The sequence below is a fragment of the Bradyrhizobium frederickii genome (genome assembly GCF_004570865.1).
Lineage (GTDB): Bacteria > Pseudomonadota > Alphaproteobacteria > Rhizobiales > Xanthobacteraceae > Bradyrhizobium > Bradyrhizobium frederickii.
The window spans coordinates 137,405-161,434 of the sequence record NZ_SPQS01000018.1 but is presented as its reverse complement, the minus strand read 5'-3'; the positions used below and the strand labels follow the sequence as shown (position 1 = coordinate 161,434).

The following is a 24,030-nucleotide window of genomic DNA, read 5'->3' as shown; positions in this document are numbered from 1 at the left end:
CACGGTCGGGAATATCGATCTGATCTTTCAGTGTGGCCGGCGCATCGGTGCGCTGACGAAGCGCTGATGCCTGATCTCGCGCAGCAGCAACATGCGTTTGGTTTGCGCGGCGTTGAGCAGGCCTTCGAACAGGACCAGGACCTCGCGCGCCTGGACGTAGACTTCGGTGGTGATGGCGTCTTGATCGAAGCCATAGGCAGCAAGGCGGGCGTCGATCTCGGTCGCAGCGATCGGATCAATCCGCCAGCTCAGCGCATTCTGCTGCGTGTAGTATTCGGCCTGGTGTTCGAAGTCGGGATCGATCCCGACCATGTCAATCTGGCGGAGCGCCGCTTCGATCGCCTTTTGACGATAGGTCTCGAGCAATTTGTGCCGCAACATGCGGTAGCGCTGGATCTCCCAGGACAGTTCGGCGACATCGATCGCGAGCAGCCATTCGATGGCAGACCGGGGCGCAAGGTCCGCAAAGATCGCCTGCCGCAGCGCGTGGTAATGATCGAGATGTTCGCCGGGCAGCAGCAGGGGCGGCGGCGCCAAGGCCGCAAACTCGGCCGGTAGCGCCGTGGCGGTCAGCTCGCGTGCGGTTTGGAAGGGGCTGTTCATCGGGGCGCGGCCTCCGCGCCCAGGTTGGCGAGGACGGCTGCGGCGCCGACCGCGCTGTCGGTCCGACCATGGACCGGGCTCGCCGCCCACAGCTCCTGCGCGAGCGGCAGTGGGGTGATCTGCAGGTTGGCCCACCACGCCCGTTCGTTGCCGTGCCGATGCAGCTCCTCGTGATGGACGCGGCACAGCGGCACCGTGAACTCGTCGCTGACCTTGCGGCCGAGCGCCCGCGGCTGGGCGAATGTCAGATGATGGGCATCACAGGGCGTTTGCCGACACACCAGGCAGGGCTGCTCCCGGACAAATAACAGGTGCGCCTTGCTGCGCTTGCGGGGCGGCTCCTTGGGATGAGCGAGTCCGGCCTCGGTGAGCGCGGGCTGCAGCGCGGCCTCGGCGTCAGCAGCAGGCGCGGCTGGGCTTGGGGCGCCATCCAGGACGGCGGGTTGCTCGGCCTGAGCACGGCCAGCGTCCTCAAGCTTGGCTTGATAAGCGGCCTCGACGCGCCGGGCATCCGGCTCCTGCAGGCTGTTCTTGAGCGGCAGGCTCGCCATGGCCCAGCTGAGCAGATCGGCGCTGGCGGGCAGCGCGTCGAGCTGGCGCAACAGCTGCTCGCGGAGCGCGGCGGACTCGCCCGGCCGCAGCACCGGCGCACGGTTGAGAGCGCCCTTGCCAGGCGAGGCCTTGAGATTGGGCGGCGCCGGGGGACCAGCGACCGTGTCCGGGGCGTCCAGATCATCCTCGCCGGCAATCCCGACCAGCGCGAATAGGGCGTAGCGTCGGGCGTAGGTCAGGGCCGCCCCCATGCGATGCGGCGCCTCGATGTCGCGTGCGGCGCAGACCGGCCAGTCCGAGGAGATCCACTGGCCGGAGGAATGGGCGAGCAGGGTGGTGAGGTGGATGTGGCCGGTGGTTTCTTCGACCCGGGTGGTCTGGATGATGGCGATCTCCTGCTGGCTCAAGGTCTTGCGCACGATGTCGAGGCCGCTCGCCAGCGAGGCGTAGCGAAAGGTGCGGTCGTCGTCGCGCAGGAACGGCGAGCGGATCTGAGCGGTCAGGGTCTTGTCCGGGTTGGTCAGCTCGGCTTGCGCGCGGGCCAGCGCCGCCGCGATCGCGCCGATCTGCTCACTGGCCTGGTGCATGGACGGCCTCCATCTCGACCGGATCAAAGCTGACGGCGCCGGCCTTGGAGCGCTTGGCGCGAACGCCGTGGCCGAAGGCTTCCTTGGCATCCTCGGGCAGCAGCTTCTTGAGCTCGGCCTTGGCCACTTCGTGCTCGGCATGGGCGTCGCGGCTGCGCAGATAGATCGCCGCGCACTCGGCCCAGACATTGGACGCGCTCATGTCGACGACCTTGACCGCGGCAAGCCGCGGCCGCGGGGTCTCGATGCCGAACAGCAGCGGCGGCTCGCCGCTCTGCACGCAACGCCAGAACTTCTTCTCCGCGGTCAGCAGCAGGTGCTGGTAGAGCGGGTCGGCATGCACGGTGATTTCGACCCATTTGCCGCCGCCGGTGATGATCGAGAGCACCGCCGCGCGCGCCGCGACCACCCACATGTTGTGCTGCAGCTGCGCCATGTGCTTGTCCGCCGCGGCCTCTTCGGTAAAGCCCCAGGGCAGCATGAACTTGGCCTCGAACACCGCGCCGGTCGGGGCGACGAGGCCGTCCAGCGTGGCCGCCATCCAGCCATGGACGGAATGCCGCACCCGCTTCTGGATGTCGGTGACCGCGTGGCCGGTGGCGGCCTGGTACCAGCCGCGGTTGAGCGCTTCGGTCGCGAGGCCGAGCTGCACCACCAGGTTGCGGGACAAATCTGGCGGCGCGATCTCGCCGCGCTTTTCCCGCCACAGCCGCAGGAGCGCGTCCTGGTCATGGCCCATGATGATGCGCGCGTCCGAGCCGCCGATGAAGGCGCGGCGGTCATGGCGGTTCAACGTGACGATGGAGCGGGGCGCCGCGGCGCCGTCGGTTGCAATCGTGGTCACCGGTCTCTCCTTGGTTGGCGCGGCTTGCCGCCGCACCGCCAAAACCCTCGCCGCTGCGAGGGGAGAGACCGGGGCCAAAGGCCCCAAGGCCGGTCCGGTGATTAACGCTCCATTTGCGCGGGAATGCCAGTCTTTTCTGCCGCCATTTTGCGATTCGTTTGGCGCGAAAATGCTTGATGACTCAAAGCCTTGGAGCGAGCTTTCGGGGGGCGCAACCCGCCCCCACCCGAGGAGCTCGGAGATGGCGTCAATTCGACAAATCAAAGCCAATCGCAGCAATGCAAAGCGCAGCACCGGCCCCAAAACGGCGGGCGGAAAAGCAAAGTCCAGTTGCAACGCCTTGCGCCATGGACTCGCCCGGAGGTGCAAGCCCGATGATCCCGAAATCGCAACGACGATCGCAATTCGCTCGGGCCTTGGCCGTGAGATTGGATCGGAAATGGCAGCCGCCGTTGCGCATGCCAAGCGCGACTTATGGCAGGTGCGACTGGTCCGCCACGCACTGTTGGTCGCGCTCTGCGAGGACCCTATCGGCAACGTTGCGCGGCGGCTCCAGGGGCTTGAGCGCTACGAGCGCAGCGCGCTGGCCGCGCAGAAGCGCGCGCTTCGATTACTCAGGTCGGCGCCAGTGTAGGCTTGCGATTGGCTTCGTTCTGGAGAAAATCTCGACATCCCGCCGGGACCGGCCACGCATTGATTGTCGGTTCAAAGGGGCCGAACCGCGCGGCTTGGGCCTGACGGCGCGGCACCGAACAGTCAGTCTAGGCGCCGAGCGCCTGCTCTACATGTATGAGCCATCGTAGCCACGCTCCACCTTCACCGAGACCACTCCAATAACGCAGTCGTCGAACATGTGGTGCGTGCTCGCCCATTTCAGAAATTGTGAGGTGCTATCGACTTGGTCGTCGTGCCGACCTTGCGGGAAGGCGAGCAATTCCAACAGATAGTCATCCAGCCAGGAGGCGTCGGCCGGCAGGTGTACCTGGCCGGCTTCGATCTTGAACGACTGTGCCGCCATCCGGTCCGCCTTGCTGCCTTCCGGTTTGATGCCCAAGGGGCGCGGCATTCCGTCGGGCAGGTCGCGCTGCAGCTCCTGCAACATCGCCATGCCCGGACCTGCATTTTCGATCAGGATGGTCGTCGGATTGTGGCGCTTTGCCAGCCCGATCATCATCCGCCGGAGGTCAGGATATTGCAGACGGCCGCGGTAAACGTCGAGGAGATAATAATCCTTCTTGACTATGCGCCAGGTGGTGCAGACGGAATAATCGTTGCCGCTTCCGGTCATCATGGCGACGTCCCAGCTTTGCACGACGTAGCCCGCCGCTGCAGCAGGTGGCAGCTGCTGATAGCTGCGAAACCACTCCCGCTTGATCAGATTGCCTTCCATCGGAATCGGCTGTTGCTGGTATTGCGCCGAGAAGTGCAGGCTGCCCGTTTCGGCTTTGATCTGCTCCAGAACCGGTTTGTCTTCCCGCGCCGCGTGCAGCACCTCGCCGGCGCGGCGGGTGTGATGCTTGCCGCGACCGATCGGAATTTGAGCATCTTCGGGTGCTATCGCCGGGAGGTTGAGATGACGCCAGCCGCCGGCCTGCAGCAGGTATCCGGCCAGGTCTTCCTGGTGCAGGCGCTGCATCACGACGACGATGCCGCCTTTGTCTTTGTCATTGAGCCGGGACACCAGCGTGCCGCCGTACCAATCGATGACGCGCTTGCGCGCGAGCTCCGACAGTGCCTCCTCGGCCTTGAGCGGATCGTCGACGATGATGAGGTCGGCGCCCCGGCCCGTCAGGGTCCCGCCGACCGAGGTGGCGTAGCGTCCTCCTCCGGCGCTGGTCACCAAGTCGCTGCCGGTATCCCTCGCGATGCGCATGGCCGGGAACAGGTCGCGGTACCAGGCGGGCTCGACCACCATACGAAATTGCCGGTGCAGCTCAGCCGCTAGCTCGTTGGAATAGCTAACCACGATGATGCGCCGGCCGGGATCGCGACCGAGCAGCCAGGCCACATAGGCGACCGACACAGACAGGGATTTCAGCGAGCGCGGTGGCTGGTTGATCAACAGGCGGCGGCACTCACCGGATTCGAGCTGCAGCAGCTGGAAAACAATCGCATCAATGTGCCAGTTCGGAAGATAGTCCGAACCTGGGAATACGGTGCAAAACGCCTTATGGATGAAGTAGCGCAGGTCTCGACGGAGCAGGGCCGCAATCACACTGATCATGGATTGTCTTGGTCCTCCGTTTTGCCCTGCGGCGAAGCCTTGGCTTCGGTGAGAACTTCCTGCCGATAACGTTCGAGGATCGCCAGGTCGTCGGCGGATAGCGGTTTGGATGCGGGCTCTTCGGTCTTAGCGAAGAAGGTGGCTGCAAGCGACACGTACTTATCGAGCGCACGCGGTTCGCCCTTGAACGCTCTTTCCTTGAGTCGGAGCAACAGGCCATGCTGCGAACTGACCGTGCGTGATTTGCCGCTGTCTATCACTCTGACCGGCGCCTGCAGCGTGCGTTCGAGGTCGGTCACAAAGTTCAGGCTGCCTCGCGGACGCCCCTTGGGGTTGCCGGATTGGCCCGGCTTGAACCGGGTATGAACCGGGGGCCTGCCATAGCCAACTTTGTCGTCTTTGCTAGTCATGCTCATTCTCCGATGTTGCGCGATCACGTTGCTCGAACGTTGCGCCGGTTGCGGCGTGGACTGCGGTCCTGCCGGTCACATGCTGCCAACGGCGAATGGTGATATCCACGTAGCGGGGATCGATCTCGCTCAGCCGCGCCCGCCGTCGGGTCCGCTCCGCGGCGATGATGGTGGTTCCGGCGCCACCGAACGGGTCGAGAATGATGTCGTGCTCATTGGAGCAGTCGCAGATCGCATCGGCGATCAGCGCGACCGGTTTCACCGTCGGATGCAGCGACAGCTTGCTCTTGGCGGAATTGGCCCAGGTGTTCTGGCTGGCGTAGTCCCAGACGTTCGCACGGTTTCTGCCATGCTTGCCAAGTTGAACATTGTTGATGTGGGGCGCCTTTCCGTTCTTGAAGACAAACACCAGCTCATGCTTTGACCGGTACAGCGATCCCATTCCGGCGTTTGCTTTATTCCAAATGCACAGATTGATCAGCTCGCAATAGATCGGCTCGGCGGCAGCGAGCAAGGATCCCATACCGCGCCAATCCATGCACAGAAAATGCAGCGCCCCCGGCTTGCTGAAGGCGGCAAGCTGCGCCAGCGCCGTGGCCAGGAACGCCTCGAATTCGGCCGCCGTCAGCTCGCCCGACGCCATCGCGAACTCGGAATGCGTGACCTTGCCGCGGCCGGAGACGTGGCCATCGATCGGAACGTTGTAGGGCGGATCGGCAAAGACCATGTGCGCCAGCTCGCTTTGCAGAAGGCGCTGATAGGTCTCGGCATCAGTTGCATCGGCACAGACGATCCGGTGCTCGCCTAAATTCCAGAGATCGCCCGACTGGGTGACCGGTGGCCGCCGCTCCAGCGGCGGCACTTCATCCTCATCTGTCTCCGGAGCTGCCAGCAGAGAGTCGATTTGGCCCATGGCAAAACCGGTGATCTGCAAGTCGAGCCCTGGATCGAGTTCGCTCAGCTCCGACAGCTCCAGCCGCAACGCTTGCTCATCCCAGCCGGCGTCCTCGGTGAGGCGGTTGAGGGCCAATCTGAGACTGCGCAGCTGCGTCTCGGTAAGATCGTGCAGATGCACGACGGGGACCTCGCCAAGGCCGAGTTGTTGGGCCGCCTGGACGAGGGCTGCCCCGGCCACTATGCGGCGGTCACGATCGGCGATGACCGGAAGCACGACGCCGAATTCCTGCAGGCTTGCGGCCAGCTTTTTGATTTGCGCCTTGGGATGGCGCCGCGTTTCATGTCCGAGCTGCTTGAGCTCGCCAATCGGTACGAGCCGTGGCGTTAGGTCATGGCGAAGTGGACAGCCATTGCTTCGGATGTCGCGAGTCTGCAAACCAGCCTCCCTCTCGGAAATCTTGGGCGAGTTTGTCGGGAGTTTGTGAGTCGTGCAAATCGGCGATGTTTACAGAACCTGAATCGCCTCGCGCTGCGTAAACGAATTGATAAGCTTCCCTACTAGAAGGCATTGTGGTGTGTGGCTGCAAGAGGGACCGGGGAGTCGGGTATTGCTTAGTAGCAAGTCGATTGATGAAGGGCAGCTATTGCGGCTGGCCGAATGTTCGAATGCGGTTTGCGGATTATCGGCAACGACACGCTCACTCGCGTGCCAGGGATGGGAACTGTTCAGCGCAGCCCGCCGGCCGCAACATTCGCCCGATCCCATCCCCTCGCAACGTCAGACCAGATCATCGTGATTAGCTGATTAGCAGTCCCGTGTTCTTGTCTGCCCCCGTGCGTGGCCACTCCAGCCAATAAGGCGGCGCCACGGCCAGTGACGCTGCGATCGAGGATGACTGTTGGGCCCGCCGCTTGACCCTAGACAGACCTAGAGGTGCGCTAATCCGCCTCTCCCGACTTGGCCTGTTCGGACACTACGAAATCACAAAGGCGCCGATCGGGGACCGCAGGTGTGAAGCCGTGGCCGGACTATATCGCGCGTGGGTATATCGGGAAAATTTGGAACAGGCCCTCCGATCGCTGGTTTGAGGCTTCGGGTGCTTCGGCGTGCTCGAAGGGATTCGCAATGGCGCTCCAGATCGGCCTCGGGAATCGGCTTTTGGCGGCTTTGCCGCCAGCGGATCTCAACTTGCTTGAGCCTCACGTTCAGAAGATAGCGTTCGAGTCAGACGCTGTATTGGTGCGAACCGGAGATGAGCTCAAACACGTCTATTTCCCCCTTAGCGGGGTCGTGGCGTTCCTGGTCGAGATGGCGGACGGACACATTGTCGCTTCCACTCTCATGGGCTCGGAAGGAGCGGTCGGGGCTCTCTCCATTCTAGGTCCGTCGCACTCGCCAGTCACAGCAACGGCCTATATGGCCGGGGCTGCGTTCCAGATTCCTGTCCCACGGTTGCAACAAGCTTTTGAGCAAAGCGGCGCCATCAAGCGTGTTCTGCGCCTCCATCTCCGTACTCAATTGTTGCAGCTTCAGAATGTGGCTGCCTGCAACGCGGTGCACCCGGTGGAATGCCGTATGGCCCGATGGTTGCTCGAGATACATGACCGTGTTGCCAGCAGCGAGATTAGATTGACGCAGGAGGCGCTGGCCCAACTTCTTGGGGTGCGGCGAACGACCGTGTCGCTGACGATGCGCAAACTTCGGGGCATCGGCTACATCATAGCGGAGCGGCGCGGCGCGTTGGAGGTCCACCGAGCGCAAATCGAAAACGTCGCTTGCGAGTGTTACGGCGTGATGCGCCAGAGGATCAAACGAATGGATGAGGAGGAGCTGGGCTCCCCGAATGTTTGGCATCGGCAATATTCCCCGTTCGGATGAAGCGAACGTTTTGTCACAGGACAGTAGCGTGTGGCGGCTCGTCGAGCGTGGGGTTGTTGCGGAAGTCATCCATCGGCTTTAGCCCGGTGCTGCCTTCGCGCGAGCAACCGTAACCGTCCGATTCTCGACTGGATCATCGCCGATGCGAGAGCGGAGCCGCAGTTTGACCGATTGCGCAGCCCTTGCTGTCCTGCTGGTCCGGGTGCCCTCGTGGCTTTAGCTTGCGCTGGTCCTGTCCAAGTTGTCCGGCTGACGAGGGCGCCGCGACGAGCGTCGCCGTTGAAATTGTCTGGGCCTGCAGCCCCCGCGTTGCCAATCATTGCCAGTCCCAGACAGTACGTTTTCGGGACCGGACGTAAACGCAAACCAGATCACGGTTCAATCGCTGAATTCACCCGCTAACTTCACCTACCAAATGCTTCTGTTTGCCCCGGTAAGCGCGCATACGTGCCGCTCTCATGCAGCTCTAGCCAACCTCGCTCCTGTGCCAGCGCGACTGTGGTGCGGACTGCTCGCCGGTCCCGCTCTTGCTTCAGGAAGGGCACCTCGATCAGCTTGATGAAGATGCGTCGCGAAGCGTTGCATATTTGCAACCCGCGCTGCCGTGCGGGCTAGTAAACTCGTCGACCGGAATGACGAAAACATATTTCGCTTTGATATAATCGCGGGGACGAAAAATGTTTGATGTTTACCGTAATGACAAGCGTGACGTGCTCGTTCTCAGCACAGGCTCCCCAATACCAGGCGCTTTTTCGACAAATAGGTGGCGCAAGAGCAGAAAGCGAATTCTCAAAGTCAGCGAAGAGATTAGGTCGACCGTTCAGCGACAAGGATATTACGTCCGCAGCTTGCGCGTCGCAAAAAGGGAGTGATCTAGTTTGCAAGCATCGGGCAGGTGGAATCTTGGCGGCATGATTGGCAAACAGCGCTCTACTTTTGCTTTCTAGGTCTCTCCTGAGCCAACGTTGCCGAATTTCGATGGCGTCCCGACGCAACTTGCATACGTCAATAACGGCTGCTCGCAACCTGATAACTGTTTGTCAATAGCTTTGGCGTAAAGTCCTGGGGCATTCGACGGAAAATGAGCGCGTGGTCGTGATGGCCAGGCTTGTCCGAGTTGGCCTGTCCGGATGCTCTCGCGCATGGCTATAGTTCTATTCGTTTCTTTTCTTTTCTTCGATCACTTTCAGCGCAGCAGGTCACAATGGCCGACTCGCACTAGAGATTTGCGACGATGTCGTCAGTGCTCAGATTCCGACAGCCTCACAAGCCGAAGTCTCAGACAAGATCTTCGAAGCAAGAACTGTCTGACGTTCTGGCGCACGTTTCCGTTCTGCTGTCTCAAGTTCAAGCGCTCGACATTCAAACAACAGACGATATCCGGCAGGCTATCTTCTTTCTTGAGCTCGCGAATGGCTGCATCCGGTTGATCGTGAGGCAGACGAGATTGAATGGAGCAGCCAGGGCGGCGCTACTGGCTCACTCGGCGAGGATCGATTCACTCATTGCACAGACGCGCACGGAGGCGGCGCATTTATTTGGAGAAACTGCTTTGAAATAGGGGATTGCGGACGATGGAAGACAATCGAAAAGCCTACCGTGTCCGGTTTGAACATAAGCATATGGTCAGCATCATGGGTGTCGATGGCACCTGGCGACGAAGCTGCATTCTCGTCGACGCCTCCGCAAGCGGTGCTAAGCTTGAGGTTGAGGGCTCAACGGACCCCCTGAAAGCACAGGAATTCTTCTTGGTTCTGTCCTCCACGGGTCTGGCATTTCGGCGTTGCGAGCTGATTTGGGTGGATGGATCTCACGTCGGCGTTCAGTACGTCACCGCAAAGCCAAAGGGTAAGGCTAACACAGAAAAACGTCGACTCGGTCCGCAATGAGACGGGATCGGACGACCGCTCAGACGACCGGCAAGCTTGCTGTCGGCGCGCGGTTCAAGATGAGCGAGCTTGGGATCATGCGGCTCCCAGAGTTGGCCAACAAGACCGGGACGGTGGTCGAAATCAGCATTCGTACACCCGGCATAACGGTGCTTTTCGATGGTGCCGCCAGACCGACCGTCCTGGACCAAAGTTACATAGCCCCTCTGTCGGGATAACCGTTACCGCGGAGAACCCTCTTCGATTTGTGTAGATCACGGGCCCACATGAAGGCATCAAGACCGAAGCAATGGGCAGACCAGGAGCTTCGACGGCTGGTGAGGCTCTCTCGGCGGGGAGTTGGCGCAGCCAAAATCGCCGCGGAACTAGGCCGTCACGCCGGGTCGGTGAGGCGCATGGCGCGCGCGGTGGGAGTCCTGGTGAGGAAGTAGCGGCGCTGCGACGGCTCTTGCCGCCCGTTACATTGTCCGCAGTGTCTGGGAAGCACCCGAGTGGTCGACCGGCGAGCGCAAGGAGACAAATCTGGAGCAACGCACCGGTTTGGCCGACAGATATTTTGGAACCGGCACACATCCCGTGGTTTGCAGGCTCAGTACCGATATTTGGAGAGCACTCGGCGAGCTCTCAAAGCCAAAGCTGTACGGCCGTTTGCCGAGCTTCGTTGCGCGGGCTCTCGGCTGCCAGGCCGTCTGAGTGGAGTTGCTCATGAGTACTGAGCCGAATTCCAGCCGCACCGTGTTCCTCTTGTTCGCGATCGCGGTAGCTGTCGCAGCCCTCGCGGCATTCGCCACCACGTTTGAGCGCGTTGGCAGCACCACAGCCGGTGGCGAGATTGCCTCCGGGACTACAGGCTTGGGTAAGCCTCGGCCGGTTCTGGAGCGCATACCGGCCCAACCACAAATTCGGAAGTGACGAGCCGTGCCGGCGTACGTGCCCCGTCCTTGAGCTGCGCATCGGACCCGCAGCTTGTCGACCGGACCTGCGAACGAAAGCAAATCCGAAACACAAAGCGAGAGGGACGCGCATCGACAGCCCCATGGTATCGGCGGGCCCCGTTCATGCTGCCGTCTTTTGATTGTACAGTCCTACCTCCAGTCAGATATTCTTTTCCAGTTTTCGCCTGCGCATTGACTTCAATATCCATTGTTGTTCGAGGCAGTCCCGCCGATTGTTGCCGGCGACGATTCCGGAATGCGACGGCGTCCGCCATGAATTGGCTGACCGTCGTTGCGAAGAGGAGGGATCACACATACGCAAGAACTTGACCACGAAGTGACCTGCAGGCGTTTGCGGCGCGCCGTCATAGTGGAGTAGGGGGTATGAGTGAATTCACCACCATAACATTCCCAGAGCTGGGCGAGCCACAGTACGGCCTGTATCATCATAGGTTTCGGGCGCGGGCCACCGCGCTTGTTGCGCCTCTCCAGGGCCGAATTGGCAGCATCATCAAGTCGCTGCGCGATCCGCACCGCGTCGGCCAGATTGCGCACGCGTCATCGTTGGTTTGCCGTAACGCGTTGGACAATAAGTCTAGCGAGACGAAGTTCAGCCACTTCAAAACGGCTGCCAGACGATCAGCCGCCTCCGCAAAAGTCGCGAGGTGCGCGGTCGGCACGCCGCTGGCTTTGGCCTCATGCCTGGCCCTGGCTACAAAGGAATACAAGGACACGGGCAGCGCGCAAAATACGTTCAGCGGCCCCTCAGGTGCCAATGATGATTGCTCGGCGGCACAAGCACCGCACCTCAGCCAGCGCCTTGTGCACCTCCACCCAGCGCGGGGGCTCTTTTTGTTGCAGGTTGTCTCTGCGCAGCGCTTCGCCGATGGCGTTGAGCCGGGCACGACAATCGCTTTCTCGGCCGGCTAGGATGGCAGGCGGCGCGGCTTGGATGAGCTCATAAAATTGCGCGTCAGTGAGCGAAAAAATCTGCGCGGATTTAAGCCGCACCATGCCGATCTGCCCCCACTGGGAATCTACGCGCCGTGGCATCAATGGCCCTCTATTAAAGGATTCGCATAACGCTGAGCCTAACAATGGCTCGCCCACCGGGCTATTCAACTCCGGGTCAGCCTTATTTGTGCAGGATCGTCCATTTCTAACACGCGGTGTGGCGCTGGTTGTTTGTGTGCGGACGAAGACGATGCCGATCCATGAGCCCGAACGAAATCTGCGATGAAGGACTGTTCGGAGTGCGGTGACCTTCGGTCCAACCAGCACGGGGCGCGGTCGAAGTCGGAAGGTGGTGCTGAGGTAACAGGATGTGCCTCATACGGAGCCGATCTGGCCCCGCTTGCAGGCACCGAGCCGAACGGCTCGGGTAACGTTTTCGCAGGACCGGCGATGTAGGATCTAGTTTTAGTCGCCGACAGGCCTGCCTTGGGATTGCCCATGACCTCACATTGCGACGATGAGTTGACAGCTATCCCCCGAGAAATTGCAGCCAAGCAACTCTACATTGAAAACCAAGCCATCTTAATTGAGGTGCTTGAACGAGACGGACACGACATGGTTGGGGAAAGAAGCAGTCTCGCCAAGGAGCGATCGAACTTGGCAAGGCAGATCGCGCGACAACTCCGGCTGCTACAGACGCGGTGCACATTGGACGAATGAGTTCGTTGCGGGCAGCATAGAATGATCGAGCGTCGAAAGCTTGAGCGCATCGAGGTGGACGAGGTCGCCTACGTGTTCGGCGACGGCGCCAGTTTGCGTTGCCGCGTGGTCAACATGTCGGATCAAGGCGCAGCAATCGAGCTTCCGTCGAAGCGATACGTGAACTCCACATTCAAACTGATGCTTGAAAAAGATCGCAGCATTCGAAGTTGCCGATTGATCTGGTCCAGTGGCAATCTTATCGGCGTTGCGTTCGAGGAACTCGGGTAATCCTGCGTGAGCATGGATGATCTGTGCTGTCGCTGGGATGATAGGCGATGTCCAACAATAGACTGGAAATTCGTCCGTGGTCGTCCGAGGAAGAGGCGCAGCTCCGTGCGCTCATCGAAACCGGTATGACTGCAACCGAGATCGGCCGGCAGTTAGGCCGCACTCGTTTGGCGGTCTACGGTCGATTGCAGCGCTTCCGTAAACAGGAAGGCCGAGTAAGCCGCACCAGCGGGCGTGTTTTTCCGCAATGGGCTGGTTAGTCAAGCCCGAGCCAGGCCGCCAAGCCGGTGCTGGACGATGCTGGTGCACCGCAGACGGTTGTGGCAGGATGGTACGGCATGCACTCGTTGCGCCATGCCTGTGCTTCCCTCTGGATCGAAAACGGCCACAACCCGAAGCAGATCCAGCGCCTGATGGGGCATAGCTCGATCAAGGTTACATTTGACGTCTACGGGCACATTCTTTCAGACGCTGACGCGGATCAATGCGCCGCCGAAGCACTTCAGGCCCGATTGCTCGGGAGCTAATTTGATGGTGGATTGGTTTAAGTCTCTGTTTCGGCAAAACAAGGTCATCGCCTCCTCCTCGCCGTTGCATCTCGACGCCAGATCCGAAGGTGCACTATCTGCGGCTCTTAAAAGCTTACCGGTCGGCGCGAGCGGATGGATTAGCAAGAGCGAGGCGGCCCAACTCTACTCAACCAGCGATGTTGCGCTCGATGAATGGGACAGCGCAGGCATACTCGCTCTGTCCGAATTCACGGCTTACGCCGAGCACCGCTGCGATTTTCGCTTGGAGCCCGATCGCGTGATTTTCACTCGCATGTGAGCGCAATGCCAGCGTAACACCAAGGAGCTAAGCCATTGATTAGCTCAGCGTCCAAAACATTTCTACTCCGCCGGTTGCAGGCTCGAGTCGTGCCGGGAGCGCAACTCCCCCTAAAATATCAATAGCTCGGCCGCTGTGCCTGTCATGAACGCAAACCAGATCACAGTTTAATTGCTGAATTCACACGGTACCTCACCGGACCCGATGCTTCTGGTTGCCCGGTAGCCGCGCATACGTGCCGCTCTCATGCAGCTTTAGCCAGCCTCGCTTCTGCGCCAACGCGACTGGGGCGCGGAACTGCTCGCCGGTCCCGCTCTGCCTCAGCAAGGGATGAAGATGCGTCGCGAAGCGTTGCATATTTGCAACCCGCGCTGCCGTGCAGGCTAGTAAGCTGGTCGACCGCAATGACGAAACATATTTCGCTTTGATAGAATCGCGGGGACGAAAAATGTTTGATGTTTACCGTAATGACAAGCGTGACGTGCTCGTTCTCAGCACAGGCTCCCCAATACCAGGCGCTTTTTCTACAAATAGGTGGCGCACGAGCAGAAAACGAATTCTCAAAGTAAGCGAAGAGATTAGGTCGACCGTTCAGCGACAAGGATATTACGTCCGCAGCTTGCGCGTCGCGAAAAAGGGAGTGATTTAGGGCGCGTACTCATAAAGTTGCGCAGCCATCTCCGTACGAGGTCCGCTCTGCCCCCAATAGCGCCGCGTTGGCGTACCACACCCAAGGTCCGCATCGGGCTCATGAGCGGAAGTCATTCGTACGCGGATTACTCGCAAGCCTGGCGAGGCGGATCGCTGGGCCACAACCGACATCGTGCGGCCCAGAAGTTGCTCTTGATCAGATCGAATTCACGCTGCTTTCACCAGCACGTCAGTCAACCAATCCGGCTCGGCGATCATAACCGAGTGGCCAGACGTCGTGTTTTCGAGGACAGTCCAAGAATTGTCGGATTTGCACTCCCCTGCCGCTTTGTCCAGGGCGGCCAGTTGGAATTTGGGTAAGCGGATATAGGTCTTCTTCGCCACCTTTTCGCGCGCACCGGAGAGCTTCACCGGTTGCAGCCAAGTACCAATCGGTTGTGGTGTTACCTTTGATAGAACCCACGCAACGTCTTTGGGGTCGCTAAAAGCCGTGGGAGGGAGCGCTTTGGGGGCAGGACGGCTGATCGCGCCCTCCTCGAGCGGAAAGGGGACCAGGTCTCGAAAGGATTGGCCGTCGGCGGGTTTTATTGCGTCCACCCAGACAATAGATGACACACGGTTTCCGATGCGCTCCAGAGCACCCGATGCGGGACATCCGGCATACGAATGCGCAACGAGGCAAATGTCTGTGAGGTCTTCCCATTCGACGAGATTTGCGATGTCTGCGATATGCGTGTCGAGATTTAGGTCCTTGCTGAGGAGGTGCGAGCGTTCTGCCAATCCCGTGAGCGTAAACGCATAGACTTTATGGCCCTGCTTTTCGAGCCTCTCGGTGACACGATGCCAACACCATGCTCCGTAAAAGGCGCCACCAATAAGAACAAAAGTCTTTTGCGCGGATTGAGCACGCGCACTGCTGATGCTTGATGAAGTTACCGAGACCGCGCTTACTCCGGCCGCGAGACCGCCGATCAATCTGCGGCGGGTAACGTTTGAAAAGGTCATGAAATCCCTCCGGTGCAACAAAATGGGTTAAATACCAGTGGGACTATCTAATCGCCAAAATTGGATGCGGGGAAGACAAGTTCGGCCAGCTTGGAAGGAAATCTTTTGGTCCAGTCGGTGACTTCCGCCATGGGTCACAAGCGGCCCATGACAGTTTAGGCGCGAGACTTCCGGTTTGCGTTTGTGAGCGGACGGTTATGAGTACACGCCCCTAGGGCGCGTACTCATAAATCCGGTTCTGTAAGCGCCGCTCGCTGAATGTCCGCTTCTCTCCGAAAGCGACCGAATTGTTGCTTCGCCGCGAAATGACGAGATGGGCCAGAACCAGAAATGGCGGATTGCGGTTCGCGTCTCGCGGACGTAGAATTTAGTCTTTCTGTCAACGGGCAAACGGACCCTATTCGAAGCCAAGAAGGTCCTCGAATGGTCGCGACCGTGATATCGTTATCTGAAACATTGCTGACCTTGGGGCAACGTTCATGCCAGTTCAAGCACTCGGTTATCTTGGTATCAGCACACAAAACGTCGAGGAGTGGTCTGAGTTTGCGACACGCCAGGTAGGGCTTCAGTTGGTAGACCGGGCCGCTTCCTGCCGCTCCTTCCGCATGGACGATCGCCGTCAGCGCATCATCGTTGACCGGGAGCGTGCGGATACGGAGCGCTTCTTCGGGTGGGAGGTTGCTGACGCCGCAAGCCTAGATGTGCTGGCCGGAAAACTCGAGGCAGCAGGTGTTGCCGTACGACGCGAGCCGGCCTCACTTGCTGATCAGCGGTTTGTTCGCGGTCTCATTTCATTTCGCGATCCCGCGGGAAACCGGCTGGAGGCGTTTTACGGTCCATCGCTCGCCGACGCGCCCTTTGCTCCTGGCCGCAACATCGCCGGCTTTCGGACCGGCGCGGAGGGCATGGGGCATATTGTGCTCATGGTCGCTGATTTTGAGGCGGCACTGGCCTTTTATCGGGAGTTGCTAGGCTTTCAGATAAGCGACTATACGCGTGAACCGAAAATCTGTTTCCTGCATACGAATGCCCGTCATCACAGCCTTGCACTGTTCGAGAACTCTCGGCAAGGCATGCATCATCTCCTGGTCGAATTGTACTCGCTGGATGATGTCGGCCAAGGCTACGATATCGCGCGGGCGGCCGACCTGGTGAAGGTTTCACTCGGCCGGCACAATAACGACTACATGACGTCGTTCTACATGCAAACGCCATCGAATTTTCTCATCGAGTATGGCTGGGGCGGTCGCCAAGTAGATGTCGCAACGTGGCAGCCAATAGAAATGAGCACCTTGGCCAGCTTCTGGGGGCATGAGGGATTGGTGCAATCCGTTCTTGGCGACGCGCCGCCCCCAGCGCAGTTGCCACCTGAAGGGCGACGTGCCCCGCTTCAGGTGATGGAAGGCAATTACGAAAGGCTAAGTGGCGTTTGTCCGTGGTGGGACGCCATCACCTCCGGGCGATGACCTGAAGTTTCAGTCGACATCCCTCACATCGGATGCGATCGCGAAGTCGGGCGCAGGCGCGGTCCATCACGACCATCACGGCAACAACGGCTGGGGCAACGGCGGCGGAGGCGGCAGCCCCAACGGCAAGGACGATAGCGGCCGCTGAGACGACGACGCATGGCCTCCGTAAGGAGACACAATGCAGCCCAGGCGCCGCGACGTGGATTGGCATTTTGCCTCCTTCGTTGTTCCGATGATCTGGCTGGCGATCGTTGCTGCCGCTCTTCTTGCAGTGCTCTTCCGATGGCACCCTTGAGGCGGTATGAAGTACATTTTCATCGCGGTCGGCTGTTGGCTGCTGCTGAACCTGCTCTTCGTTGTGCTAGTCACTCCGCCGCGTAGGTCGCGCCGGCCGCGAGGGCTTGCTCGCACCGATTCATGCAGTCAAGAAATTCATTTTGACCAGACGGCGGCCCCCTACCTGTAGGAAGTGACGCCAGCCGCTGAGTGCGTGGTTGACAATCGCATCCGCTTTCAGGAGGTGAGCCGAACAGCGTATCTTTGCTGCCTAGGCAGCCTGCCGCATGCGCTCGATGCTCTGGGTTATATGGTTTCCCGCATCGTCAGCCACCTTCCGAGACAAGTCTGCCATCCGGCGGCTTGTATCCAGGGCGCTGCTGATGGTGTCGCGCACCAGATCAGTCTGAACGGCCGCCAAATCGTGAGGAGTTCGGCAGCGCCAGAGTTCATTCATGCGGTCCATGGTCCTCTCGATCTGCTGTCGAACGAAATCGAAGTACTCGCGCGACGCACCGTTCATTCCTTTTGCGACCGCGGTCGTAGAGTACATGATGGCTTCGGCATTGCGAACCGAGCGTTCCGCTGCTCGCTGCGCTTCATCGCCCGTCAAACCGAACGTGCGACCTAGCTGTTCAGTGGAGCGGCCCATCATTGCCGTGGACATATCGAGGCCGAAACGCAGAGTATTTTGCAACATCTCGGCATTTTGCCGCAGGAGATGGCCGCCGGCTTGCGCCACTTCCTCCCCGGCCTCGGCGGCAGCTAAGCCGATCCGTCTGGTCTGCTCAGCGGTCCTCTCGGCGGCCCGACGAATTGTGTCCTCAGGGTTTTGCGCAGACTTTTCCTCGGGGCGGGGATTGGCCATTGGTCGCTCCATCATTTTGTTGTTGGTGAGGTCGGATCCTATGCTCTTCATCACAGGTGTGATCCTAAGCGAGCAAACGTTGGCATTTTTCGACTGTTCCTGGGCGAGCGATTTTTAATCAATCCTCTGCCATTGCGCGCAGGAACGAGCGCTTCAACTTCCAATTATTCCCTTAGTACGGGGCCAATGTTCTTGGCCCTCCATTATCTTGGCCCTCCAATCATTGGCTCAGTAATGACCACCGCTGAAACCGTATTGCTCGCCGCTGCCGTGATGTTGGCCCTTCTCGTCATCGGTAACATCGGCGTCGCCAAATTGGCCGAACGACGGAATCCACCGATTGGTAAGTTTCTGGAGTGCGACGGCGTAGTACTCCACTATATCGATCGGGGTGATCCCGCGGCTCCTTGCGTCGTGTTGCTCCATGGCAACGGATCGATGATCCAGGACTTCACAATCAGTGGGCTGGTCGATCTCCTTGCTCGCAGCAAGCGCGTGGTATGCTTCGACCGCCCGGGATTTGGCTATAGTCAGCGGCCGCGGCTCCGAATATGGGGCGCAGCGGCTCAAGCCGCTTTGTTGGGGAAGGCGCTCAACCAGCTCGGGATCCGGAATCCTGTGGTGCTGGGCCATTCTTGGGGCGCCTTCGTCGCTATGGCTCTCGCCGTCCGGAAGGATTTTCCAATCCGAGGTCTCGTGCTTGCGTCCGGATACTACTTCCCGACCGTCCGATGGGACGTCTGGCTCATGTCGGCTCCAGCCATACCGGTCTTGGGCGACTTGGTCAGTTACACTGTCGCGCCTATCATTTCGTGGGCGATCTTGCCGGCCGCCCTCCGCAAGATATTCGCGCCCCGCGCTGTCCCGCAGTCGTTCAAGAATGAGTTTCCGGCGTCTCTCGTTCTCAGGCCCACACAATTGAGGGCGGCTGCGGAGGAAAGCGCCCTCCTCATACCAACTGCAGCTGAATTCCAAACTTATTATTCGACCATGGGCGAGCAAGTGCACATATTCCATGGAATAGAGGATCAAGTGATCGAACGCAAACAGGCGCGAGATTTACATCACGCGCTGTCTCGGTCCGACGTTCACTTGATTCCGAATGCTGGACACATGGTCACGCACGCAGACCTGGCGGCCATCGTCGATGCCATCAATTCGATGACCCATTCTTAAGGCGGGCGGCGGCGTGTCTGTGTGGTTCCACTTCGCGGTCAGACGCTCCGGCATGTGCCTGGAGAGATGACCCTGGGCTCACGTCTTTCGCAAAAGCAGACTCCGCTGTCGGCGGCGTTCTTCTATAAAGTCTCCTTTGCGGATTCGCTCGCCGCGCAAGCGGCCGTCGAGCAAGGATCGCTATGCCAACTCTAGCTCGGCAAGCCGTATAATGACGGGCGGCAGTCGCCTTAGGCTGCAGGAGTCTCGCGCCATCCGCTTGAGCCGGTATGCCGGTATCTCACTGGCGTAGTCTCACTGTGCGCCGAAGCGTGCGGCTCAAGTAAACGCAAGAGGCCGCCAGTCGTTTCCGCAGCACACTCACCCAAGCGCTTGTCGATTGGCGATGGGACCAGTTCGTCGAACCGCACGGTCAAGCCTTCTGTCCTAAGCGGCCAAGCCTGCCGCCAATGACCGTCGTGTTCTCAAAGGTCGCTGCTTCGTTGTGCGATTGGTCAACGACCCCCGATCTTCCCAGCAGCCAGCTCACGCCCGAACAGTCCTGACCGGGCCAGGTCGACATTGAGCAGTTTCTCGCCGCCGCGCTACTCACCTCAAACTATGCCGCTGGGCCCGCGCACTGCAGAGCCGCAGGACGAAAGCCGCGGCATCTGGACTGGGTTTTTAGTCTCAAGCGAATCGGCCCGCAGACATGCAACATTGTGGAACGCGGTCGCCGCCGGTCCACCGCGCGATGATGCGGTACTCCTTTGGTGTGTGCGGCGTTCAGCAGACGCTCGAACAGGATCAATACGTCGCCTCAGTAGCCTAGGAATGGGCGCGCAAGATACACGCCAGAGTGAAGGAGGGAAGTGCGGGAGCAATGGACGCTTACGGGCGTTCCCTGTTCGGGCGCCGCCCGTTCCCTGATCTTCAGCGAAAATTCCCTGTTCTGTGTTGGCGCCCGATCACGGCGACAGGCTTGTATTCGAAGGCGTTTCTGTCGTTTCTTAGGTTGTGGTGGCGGCGATTGCGCCGGGGTTTCCCTGTAAAATTCCCTGTTACCAGGCAATCGAATGTTCGGCGGGTCTTTTCCCCGGCCCCGCCCCCGAACAAAAGATCCCGGCGCTTACATCATCTGCGCCGCCTCATGCTTCGTCATCTCGTCCGTCGAAGGCCGCTTGCTGACGACCTTGGGATCCATGCAGGGCCTCGCCAGCAAGACTCGTTCGCGAAGCGGGGACGGTGCATTGCGGACCATTGCGCCGAGCACCTTTGGCAAGACGTGCCCTTCGTGAACGCCGGAGGTTCAGGAGTCTATGCCGCAGAATCCAGGTTGCATGTCCCAGGAGAGTTCTGCGATGTCGATAGCAACCAGCCGCTAGATGGCAGACTGAGCATCGAGGTCGCGGAAGGGCCTGAAGAGCCTGGCAGTGGTCGATGCCCTCTCCGAGGAGGGGTTGCTGTGGAGCGCACAGCAACGCGAGCTGAGGCGGTAAGACGCTCGCCGATCGCGGTTGACGAAGATTAATGGGACCATTCAATTAGTCATTAAGAAGCAACCCCACCGCTCGCGCCAACCGCTTTAGTGAACCCGACATGCCGACGAAGAGCCGTGGCAAATTTCCGCGCCGTACTGCCGTGCCCAGCCGGTCGCTATTCTGAGATTGCGATGATCGCGCACGAAGCTTCGCATCTCGTGTTGCTGTCTCGCAGGTTGCTGTCTCGCAGGCTTTTCGTGCGCTTTAACTGCGCAATAGAGCCCCGGCTACTAGCATTCGAAACCGATGCGAAGCTTAAACCGAAACCAACTCCTGTTCACGCGCGAACGGAACTTAATTACCTGCTATTCAATAATAAATTTGATTATTCGATATAATCGTGATGACTCCATCGCAAAATTGAAAAATATGTTGGGGAAAAGAAAACATGGGAGGTCGTAATGGACGCTGCTCGTCGCTTTCGCGCTATGGCTTTGCTTTGCCGACAGACTGCCGCGCTCCAACCGGATAGAAGCTGGAGGCTGCTCGCAGAGGCAGAGTACTGGGAGCATCTGGCGGCTGCGGCTTTAGCTCATTGAGATTCGGTTGAGCGGTTCTTGTTCTTTTCCCACGATTTTCTACGTTTAGCCGTTTTCAGAGGCATGTTCTGAGGCATGTGATGTCGCGTACGCGTCAGACTTATACTTGTGCTGTTCTGAGCGAACGGCTGCAAGCGCTTGTGGCGGAGCTTAGAGAGGTGGAGAAGCTTCGAAGTAAGCTCCGACGCGTAGAAGCGAGAACAATGGGCCGAAGACGGCGTACCAGAGCTGACGGCAGAGCGAGAGCCGTTTAGACTGGAGACCCGACGGGGTCGCAGCTTGACCTTCGTCGGCTCGCTGGTGCGATCTTGCGCACGGAGGGCCCGCGATCCTCGTATCTACAATTAACTGGGGAAGGCCGACGCCTTTATCGCGCGGAGTAGCGACCTGGGCGAGTATGTCCCTGCGACGTGTCGGCAACCGCCATGGCGTAGCTCACAACGTTCGAACTAACTCGGCGGCGAGATGGGGCGTTTATCCAAGATCGCGCGCTCGCCCAAGATCTTCATTCGATGCACTTCGGAACACCGCAACAAGTCGATCGCCGTCCCAAAGCTCAACGTCGTGCTCGCCATGCATTTGCTCGGCTCGACGTCTCGCCGCCTGCTCGTCAATGCAGTCAAGCTTTGCAGCGCAGATCACGCGCCGACCGCTGTCCACCATGAACACTTTGTACCGCATGATGGCAGTCCCAAGCGCAAGAGGGACCGCATCATACTCGAACATCGTCCCGAGGCAGTACCAGATGGAGCGCAGACGCGCGGAACATTATAAGTGTTGCAATTCGGATATATCAGCGCGCGAGGAGCTCACCGAAGCTTTCAGGTAACCTGCGAGCAAGTCGGTGGCGTAATCTCACCGCGTGCCGAAGTGCGCGGCTCGCGCTTAAGATCGAGAAGCTCCCCAGCATCATCAGCGCCACACCTAGCCAAGTGAACGTCCGGCTGCGCGCCTCGCCGAGCACCTGTTCATCGCGCGCGCCCATCGGCATAACTGGAGATGAGTCGGCTCGCGCGGCAGCGGAAAGCTTCTCCGCGTCGACTTGGGGCGGCACGGATTGCTCGGGCGTGAGTTGGCTGTTGGGAAGACCCGAGACGGGTGTCGCCGGAATCAGGATTGGCGCGCCCGCATCGAAAACAGAAGTAGCATCAGCCACCTTCACTTCGCGTGCCGGCGGCGTCGGTTGAGGCTCGCCCGCCGCCGCAGAGCTTGATAACTCCGCGCGCGCATCGCTTACAGGGCTCCGCCTCTGCCGCATGGTCTCGTCCTCGTCCTCCTTGGGCCTGACGGTGCGGTTAGCGATGCGACGATGACCCGGTTCTCGCGCCGTCGCGACTCCCTCGGCCAAGAACCAGCATTTGCTGCGGCCTTCCCGCCGATACACCCAGCGCTGGCCGGCGCCTGGCGGGTTGCCGGGCTGTGCCAAGCATTCCGGTCGCGCCGAAGAGCTTGCAGCGGGCTCGCGAGGAGCAGGATTGAGCAAGTCAGTAAACGGGCTGGAGAGCGCAGGTGTTGCCGCAAGACCTCCAAGAAGAACCAAACTGGCGAAATAACATCGCAAATGACCGGACATCGAAAACTCCCGGTGATCGCCCCCACCCGAGACTTCGCGGCAACATGGGCCCCGATACGACTTAAATCTGGCAGCGCAATGAATTAAATGTGTCGCTGGTCGGTCGAATTAATACGCCAGGGCGGCCATGCGCCCAGTTAAGCGGGCCAAAGCGCAGCTGACCGGCGGCCAGTTTCTCGATGTCACGACCCTGGTTTGCCACCTCAGTGGGCGTTACCTCCTCCCGACAAATTAAATGCTCCGCCATGATGTTACCGCCCTCATGCCATTCTCCTCGCCACCTCCCGCATTTAAATGTGGATTGTGCGATTATCATTGGTCTGGCGGCTTGCCTCCTCCTTCATCCCAGACTTTTGTGCTGGGGCCTTCGTTTTTAACCTCGGATCTCGCCATGGACGCTGCCCATTTCAATTCGCTCTCCCTTGATGAGCTCTGGATGTTTCACCAGCAGGTCACTGCCAGCCTTACTCAGAAAATCTTGGTGCAAAAAGCACACTTGGAGGAACGGCTTCACAGGATTGGGCTAGCCGAGAAGGCCACACGGTTCGATCGTAAACGCCGTCCATACCCGCCCGTTCGTCCCAAATACCGCAACCCCAAGAACCCGGCGGAGACATGGTCCGGCCGCGGCAGGCTGCCGCGGTGGCTGCAGCCGCAGCTCCGAGGCGGTCGGAAGTTAGACGATTTCCTCATCGAGCGGGCTTCGGTTCAAAAGCGCCAGGCGAATTGAAGGCGATTGCGGCATTTGGAATGAGAATGCCGGCGACGGCTGTGCCCCCATCCTGCGGCCGGGAGCATTACTTCACAGCATCGTCGAAATCCGGCATACAACCATGCTTGGAGGGATTGTCATCGCGCTATTGAAATGGCCATCTTTCTCGGCTGGACCGCGCGCTCTTCTATGGCCGCCATAACGACGCTGCGTTCGTGGTTGATGCGGGAGATTGGCCGAAAGTTTGAGCTGTAGGATTCAGCCGTGCGACAATTTGGGTAGGCATACCGACAATCGCTCGATGACTATTTCTTCAACAGCAGTCCCATCCGCCGGGCCATTCGCCTCACGGACCCCGCGTAGCGGCCGAGTTCGGCGGCGATTCTGCCGGCGCCAACTCCTTGCCGGGCAAGCCTGAGCAGTCGTTGGGTCTCCTCTTTAGCCCATTGCTTTGGCTTCGGTGTTTTCATGCTGCGGGCACTCGGCTCGAACCAGTAAACCAGCGAGCTTCGTGGCCGACACTTGGGAAATTTACGGGTTGCCAGGCCTTAAGAGGGGTTGTCTCAGCAATGCTCTAGGAGAGCTGGCGGCGCTACAAGAGGGCCGCGTCTAGTAGGCGACCGCAACCGAATGGGCATCCACCTTCAAA

Annotated in this window: 22 protein-coding genes; 13 read left to right on the top strand and 9 right to left on the bottom strand. The window is 59.8% G+C overall.

Translation table 11 applies throughout. The annotated features are described in order from the left end of the window. Positions 1-27: 27 nt before the first annotated feature. Genes E4K64_RS27945 through E4K64_RS27935 form a run of 3 tightly spaced genes read right to left on the bottom strand, consistent with a single transcriptional unit; the run spans position 28 to position 2,577 of the window. Positions 28-603 carry a hypothetical protein gene (locus E4K64_RS27945; RefSeq protein ID WP_135166357.1) on the bottom strand — a complete coding sequence of 192 codons (576 nt, stop codon included), beginning with the start codon at positions 601-603 and terminating at the stop codon, positions 28-30. After that, entirely contained in the window at positions 600-1,742 is a 1,143-nt protein-coding gene (locus E4K64_RS27940) for an ERF family protein (RefSeq protein WP_135166356.1), read from the bottom strand. Before E4K64_RS27940 ends, E4K64_RS27945 begins: the two co-directional genes overlap by 4 nt. Further along, positions 1,726-2,577 (bottom strand): YqaJ viral recombinase family protein, encoded by an 852-nt coding sequence (locus E4K64_RS27935; RefSeq protein ID WP_430642532.1) that lies wholly within the window; start codon positions 2,575-2,577, stop codon positions 1,726-1,728. Before E4K64_RS27935 ends, E4K64_RS27940 begins: the two co-directional genes overlap by 17 nt. A 250-nt stretch (positions 2,578-2,827) precedes the next feature. On the opposite strand from E4K64_RS27935, the gene E4K64_RS27930 reads away from it, so the two are divergent. Next, entirely contained in the window at positions 2,828-3,220 is a 393-nt protein-coding gene (locus E4K64_RS27930; RefSeq protein ID WP_135166354.1) for a hypothetical protein, read from the top strand. 147 nt (positions 3,221-3,367) lie between these two features. On the opposite strand, the gene terL is transcribed toward E4K64_RS27930, so the two are convergent. Genes terL through E4K64_RS27915 form a run of 3 tightly spaced genes read right to left on the bottom strand, consistent with a single transcriptional unit; the run spans position 3,368 to position 6,553 of the window. Further along, positions 3,368-4,810: a phage terminase large subunit gene (terL, locus tag E4K64_RS27925; RefSeq protein ID WP_135166353.1), complete on the bottom strand. Its 1,443-nt coding sequence runs from the start codon at positions 4,808-4,810 to the stop codon at positions 3,368-3,370. Continuing rightward, the gene (locus E4K64_RS27920) at positions 4,807-5,220 is read right to left on the bottom strand and encodes a DUF5681 domain-containing protein (RefSeq protein ID WP_135166352.1); all 414 of its coding nucleotides are present in this window, start codon (positions 5,218-5,220) and stop codon (positions 4,807-4,809) included. The genes terL and E4K64_RS27920 overlap by 4 nt, the downstream gene beginning before the upstream one ends. Continuing rightward, positions 5,213-6,553, bottom strand: a complete 1,341-nt coding sequence (locus E4K64_RS27915; RefSeq protein ID WP_135166351.1) for a site-specific DNA-methyltransferase — start codon at positions 6,551-6,553, stop codon at positions 5,213-5,215. The genes E4K64_RS27920 and E4K64_RS27915 overlap by 8 nt, the downstream gene beginning before the upstream one ends. A 690-nt stretch (positions 6,554-7,243) precedes the next feature. On the opposite strand from E4K64_RS27915, the gene E4K64_RS27910 reads away from it, so the two are divergent. The 8 genes from E4K64_RS27910 (at position 7,244) to E4K64_RS27865 (ending at position 13,592) form a co-directional block, all read left to right on the top strand. After that, complete coding sequence (locus tag E4K64_RS27910; RefSeq protein ID WP_135166350.1) at positions 7,244-7,996, top strand: Crp/Fnr family transcriptional regulator; 753 nt, start codon at positions 7,244-7,246, stop codon at positions 7,994-7,996. Between the two features lie 677 nt (positions 7,997-8,673). Continuing rightward, the gene (locus E4K64_RS41255; protein ID WP_135166349.1) at positions 8,674-8,868 is read left to right on the top strand and encodes a hypothetical protein; all 195 of its coding nucleotides are present in this window, start codon (positions 8,674-8,676) and stop codon (positions 8,866-8,868) included. A 702-nt stretch (positions 8,869-9,570) separates the two neighbouring features. Then, positions 9,571-9,885 carry a PilZ domain-containing protein gene (locus E4K64_RS27895; protein ID WP_135166348.1) on the top strand — a complete coding sequence of 105 codons (315 nt, stop codon included), beginning with the start codon at positions 9,571-9,573 and terminating at the stop codon, positions 9,883-9,885. Between the two features lie 1,319 nt (positions 9,886-11,204). Continuing rightward, positions 11,205-11,750 (top strand): hypothetical protein, encoded by a 546-nt coding sequence (locus E4K64_RS27890; RefSeq protein WP_135166347.1) that lies wholly within the window; start codon positions 11,205-11,207, stop codon positions 11,748-11,750. A gap of 765 nt (positions 11,751-12,515) precedes the next feature. Continuing rightward, complete coding sequence (locus tag E4K64_RS27880; RefSeq protein ID WP_135166345.1) at positions 12,516-12,764, top strand: PilZ domain-containing protein; 249 nt, start codon at positions 12,516-12,518, stop codon at positions 12,762-12,764. Positions 12,765-12,811: 47 nt separating this feature from the next. Next, positions 12,812-13,024 (top strand): GcrA family cell cycle regulator, encoded by a 213-nt coding sequence (locus E4K64_RS27875; protein WP_135166344.1) that lies wholly within the window; start codon positions 12,812-12,814, stop codon positions 13,022-13,024. A gap of 78 nt (positions 13,025-13,102) precedes the next feature. Beyond that, positions 13,103-13,291 carry a tyrosine-type recombinase/integrase gene (locus E4K64_RS27870; RefSeq protein ID WP_135166370.1) on the top strand — a complete coding sequence of 63 codons (189 nt, stop codon included), beginning with the start codon at positions 13,103-13,105 and terminating at the stop codon, positions 13,289-13,291. 4 nt (positions 13,292-13,295) lie between these two features. Beyond that, entirely contained in the window at positions 13,296-13,592 is a 297-nt protein-coding gene (locus tag E4K64_RS27865) for a hypothetical protein (protein WP_135166343.1), read from the top strand. A gap of 858 nt (positions 13,593-14,450) precedes the next feature. On the opposite strand, the gene E4K64_RS27855 is transcribed toward E4K64_RS27865, so the two are convergent. Then, complete coding sequence (locus tag E4K64_RS27855) at positions 14,451-15,248, bottom strand: alpha/beta fold hydrolase (protein ID WP_135166341.1); 798 nt, start codon at positions 15,246-15,248, stop codon at positions 14,451-14,453. A gap of 479 nt (positions 15,249-15,727) precedes the next feature. Between E4K64_RS27855 and E4K64_RS27850 the strand changes: the two genes are divergently transcribed. Further along, positions 15,728-16,714 carry a VOC family protein gene (locus E4K64_RS27850; RefSeq protein ID WP_135166340.1) on the top strand — a complete coding sequence of 329 codons (987 nt, stop codon included), beginning with the start codon at positions 15,728-15,730 and terminating at the stop codon, positions 16,712-16,714. A gap of 550 nt (positions 16,715-17,264) precedes the next feature. On the opposite strand, the gene E4K64_RS27840 is transcribed toward E4K64_RS27850, so the two are convergent. After that, positions 17,265-17,861: a phasin family protein gene (locus E4K64_RS27840; RefSeq protein WP_135166338.1), complete on the bottom strand. Its 597-nt coding sequence runs from the start codon at positions 17,859-17,861 to the stop codon at positions 17,265-17,267. Between the two features lie 234 nt (positions 17,862-18,095). Between E4K64_RS27840 and E4K64_RS27835 the strand changes: the two genes are divergently transcribed. Further along, on the top strand, positions 18,096-19,037 hold the full coding sequence (locus E4K64_RS27835; RefSeq protein ID WP_135166337.1) for an alpha/beta fold hydrolase: 942 nt from the start codon (positions 18,096-18,098) through the stop codon (positions 19,035-19,037). 2,524 nt (positions 19,038-21,561) lie between these two features. Continuing rightward, positions 21,562-21,870: a hypothetical protein gene (locus tag E4K64_RS40600; protein WP_167772295.1), complete on the top strand. Its 309-nt coding sequence runs from the start codon at positions 21,562-21,564 to the stop codon at positions 21,868-21,870. A 19-nt stretch (positions 21,871-21,889) separates the two neighbouring features. On the opposite strand, the gene E4K64_RS27825 is transcribed toward E4K64_RS40600, so the two are convergent. Then, on the bottom strand, positions 21,890-22,669 hold the full coding sequence (locus tag E4K64_RS27825; RefSeq protein WP_135166335.1) for a hypothetical protein: 780 nt from the start codon (positions 22,667-22,669) through the stop codon (positions 21,890-21,892). 391 nt (positions 22,670-23,060) lie between these two features. On the opposite strand from E4K64_RS27825, the gene E4K64_RS27820 reads away from it, so the two are divergent. Next, the gene (locus E4K64_RS27820) at positions 23,061-23,399 is read left to right on the top strand and encodes an H-NS histone family protein (protein WP_135166334.1); all 339 of its coding nucleotides are present in this window, start codon (positions 23,061-23,063) and stop codon (positions 23,397-23,399) included. Positions 23,400-24,030: the final 631 nt, after the last annotated feature.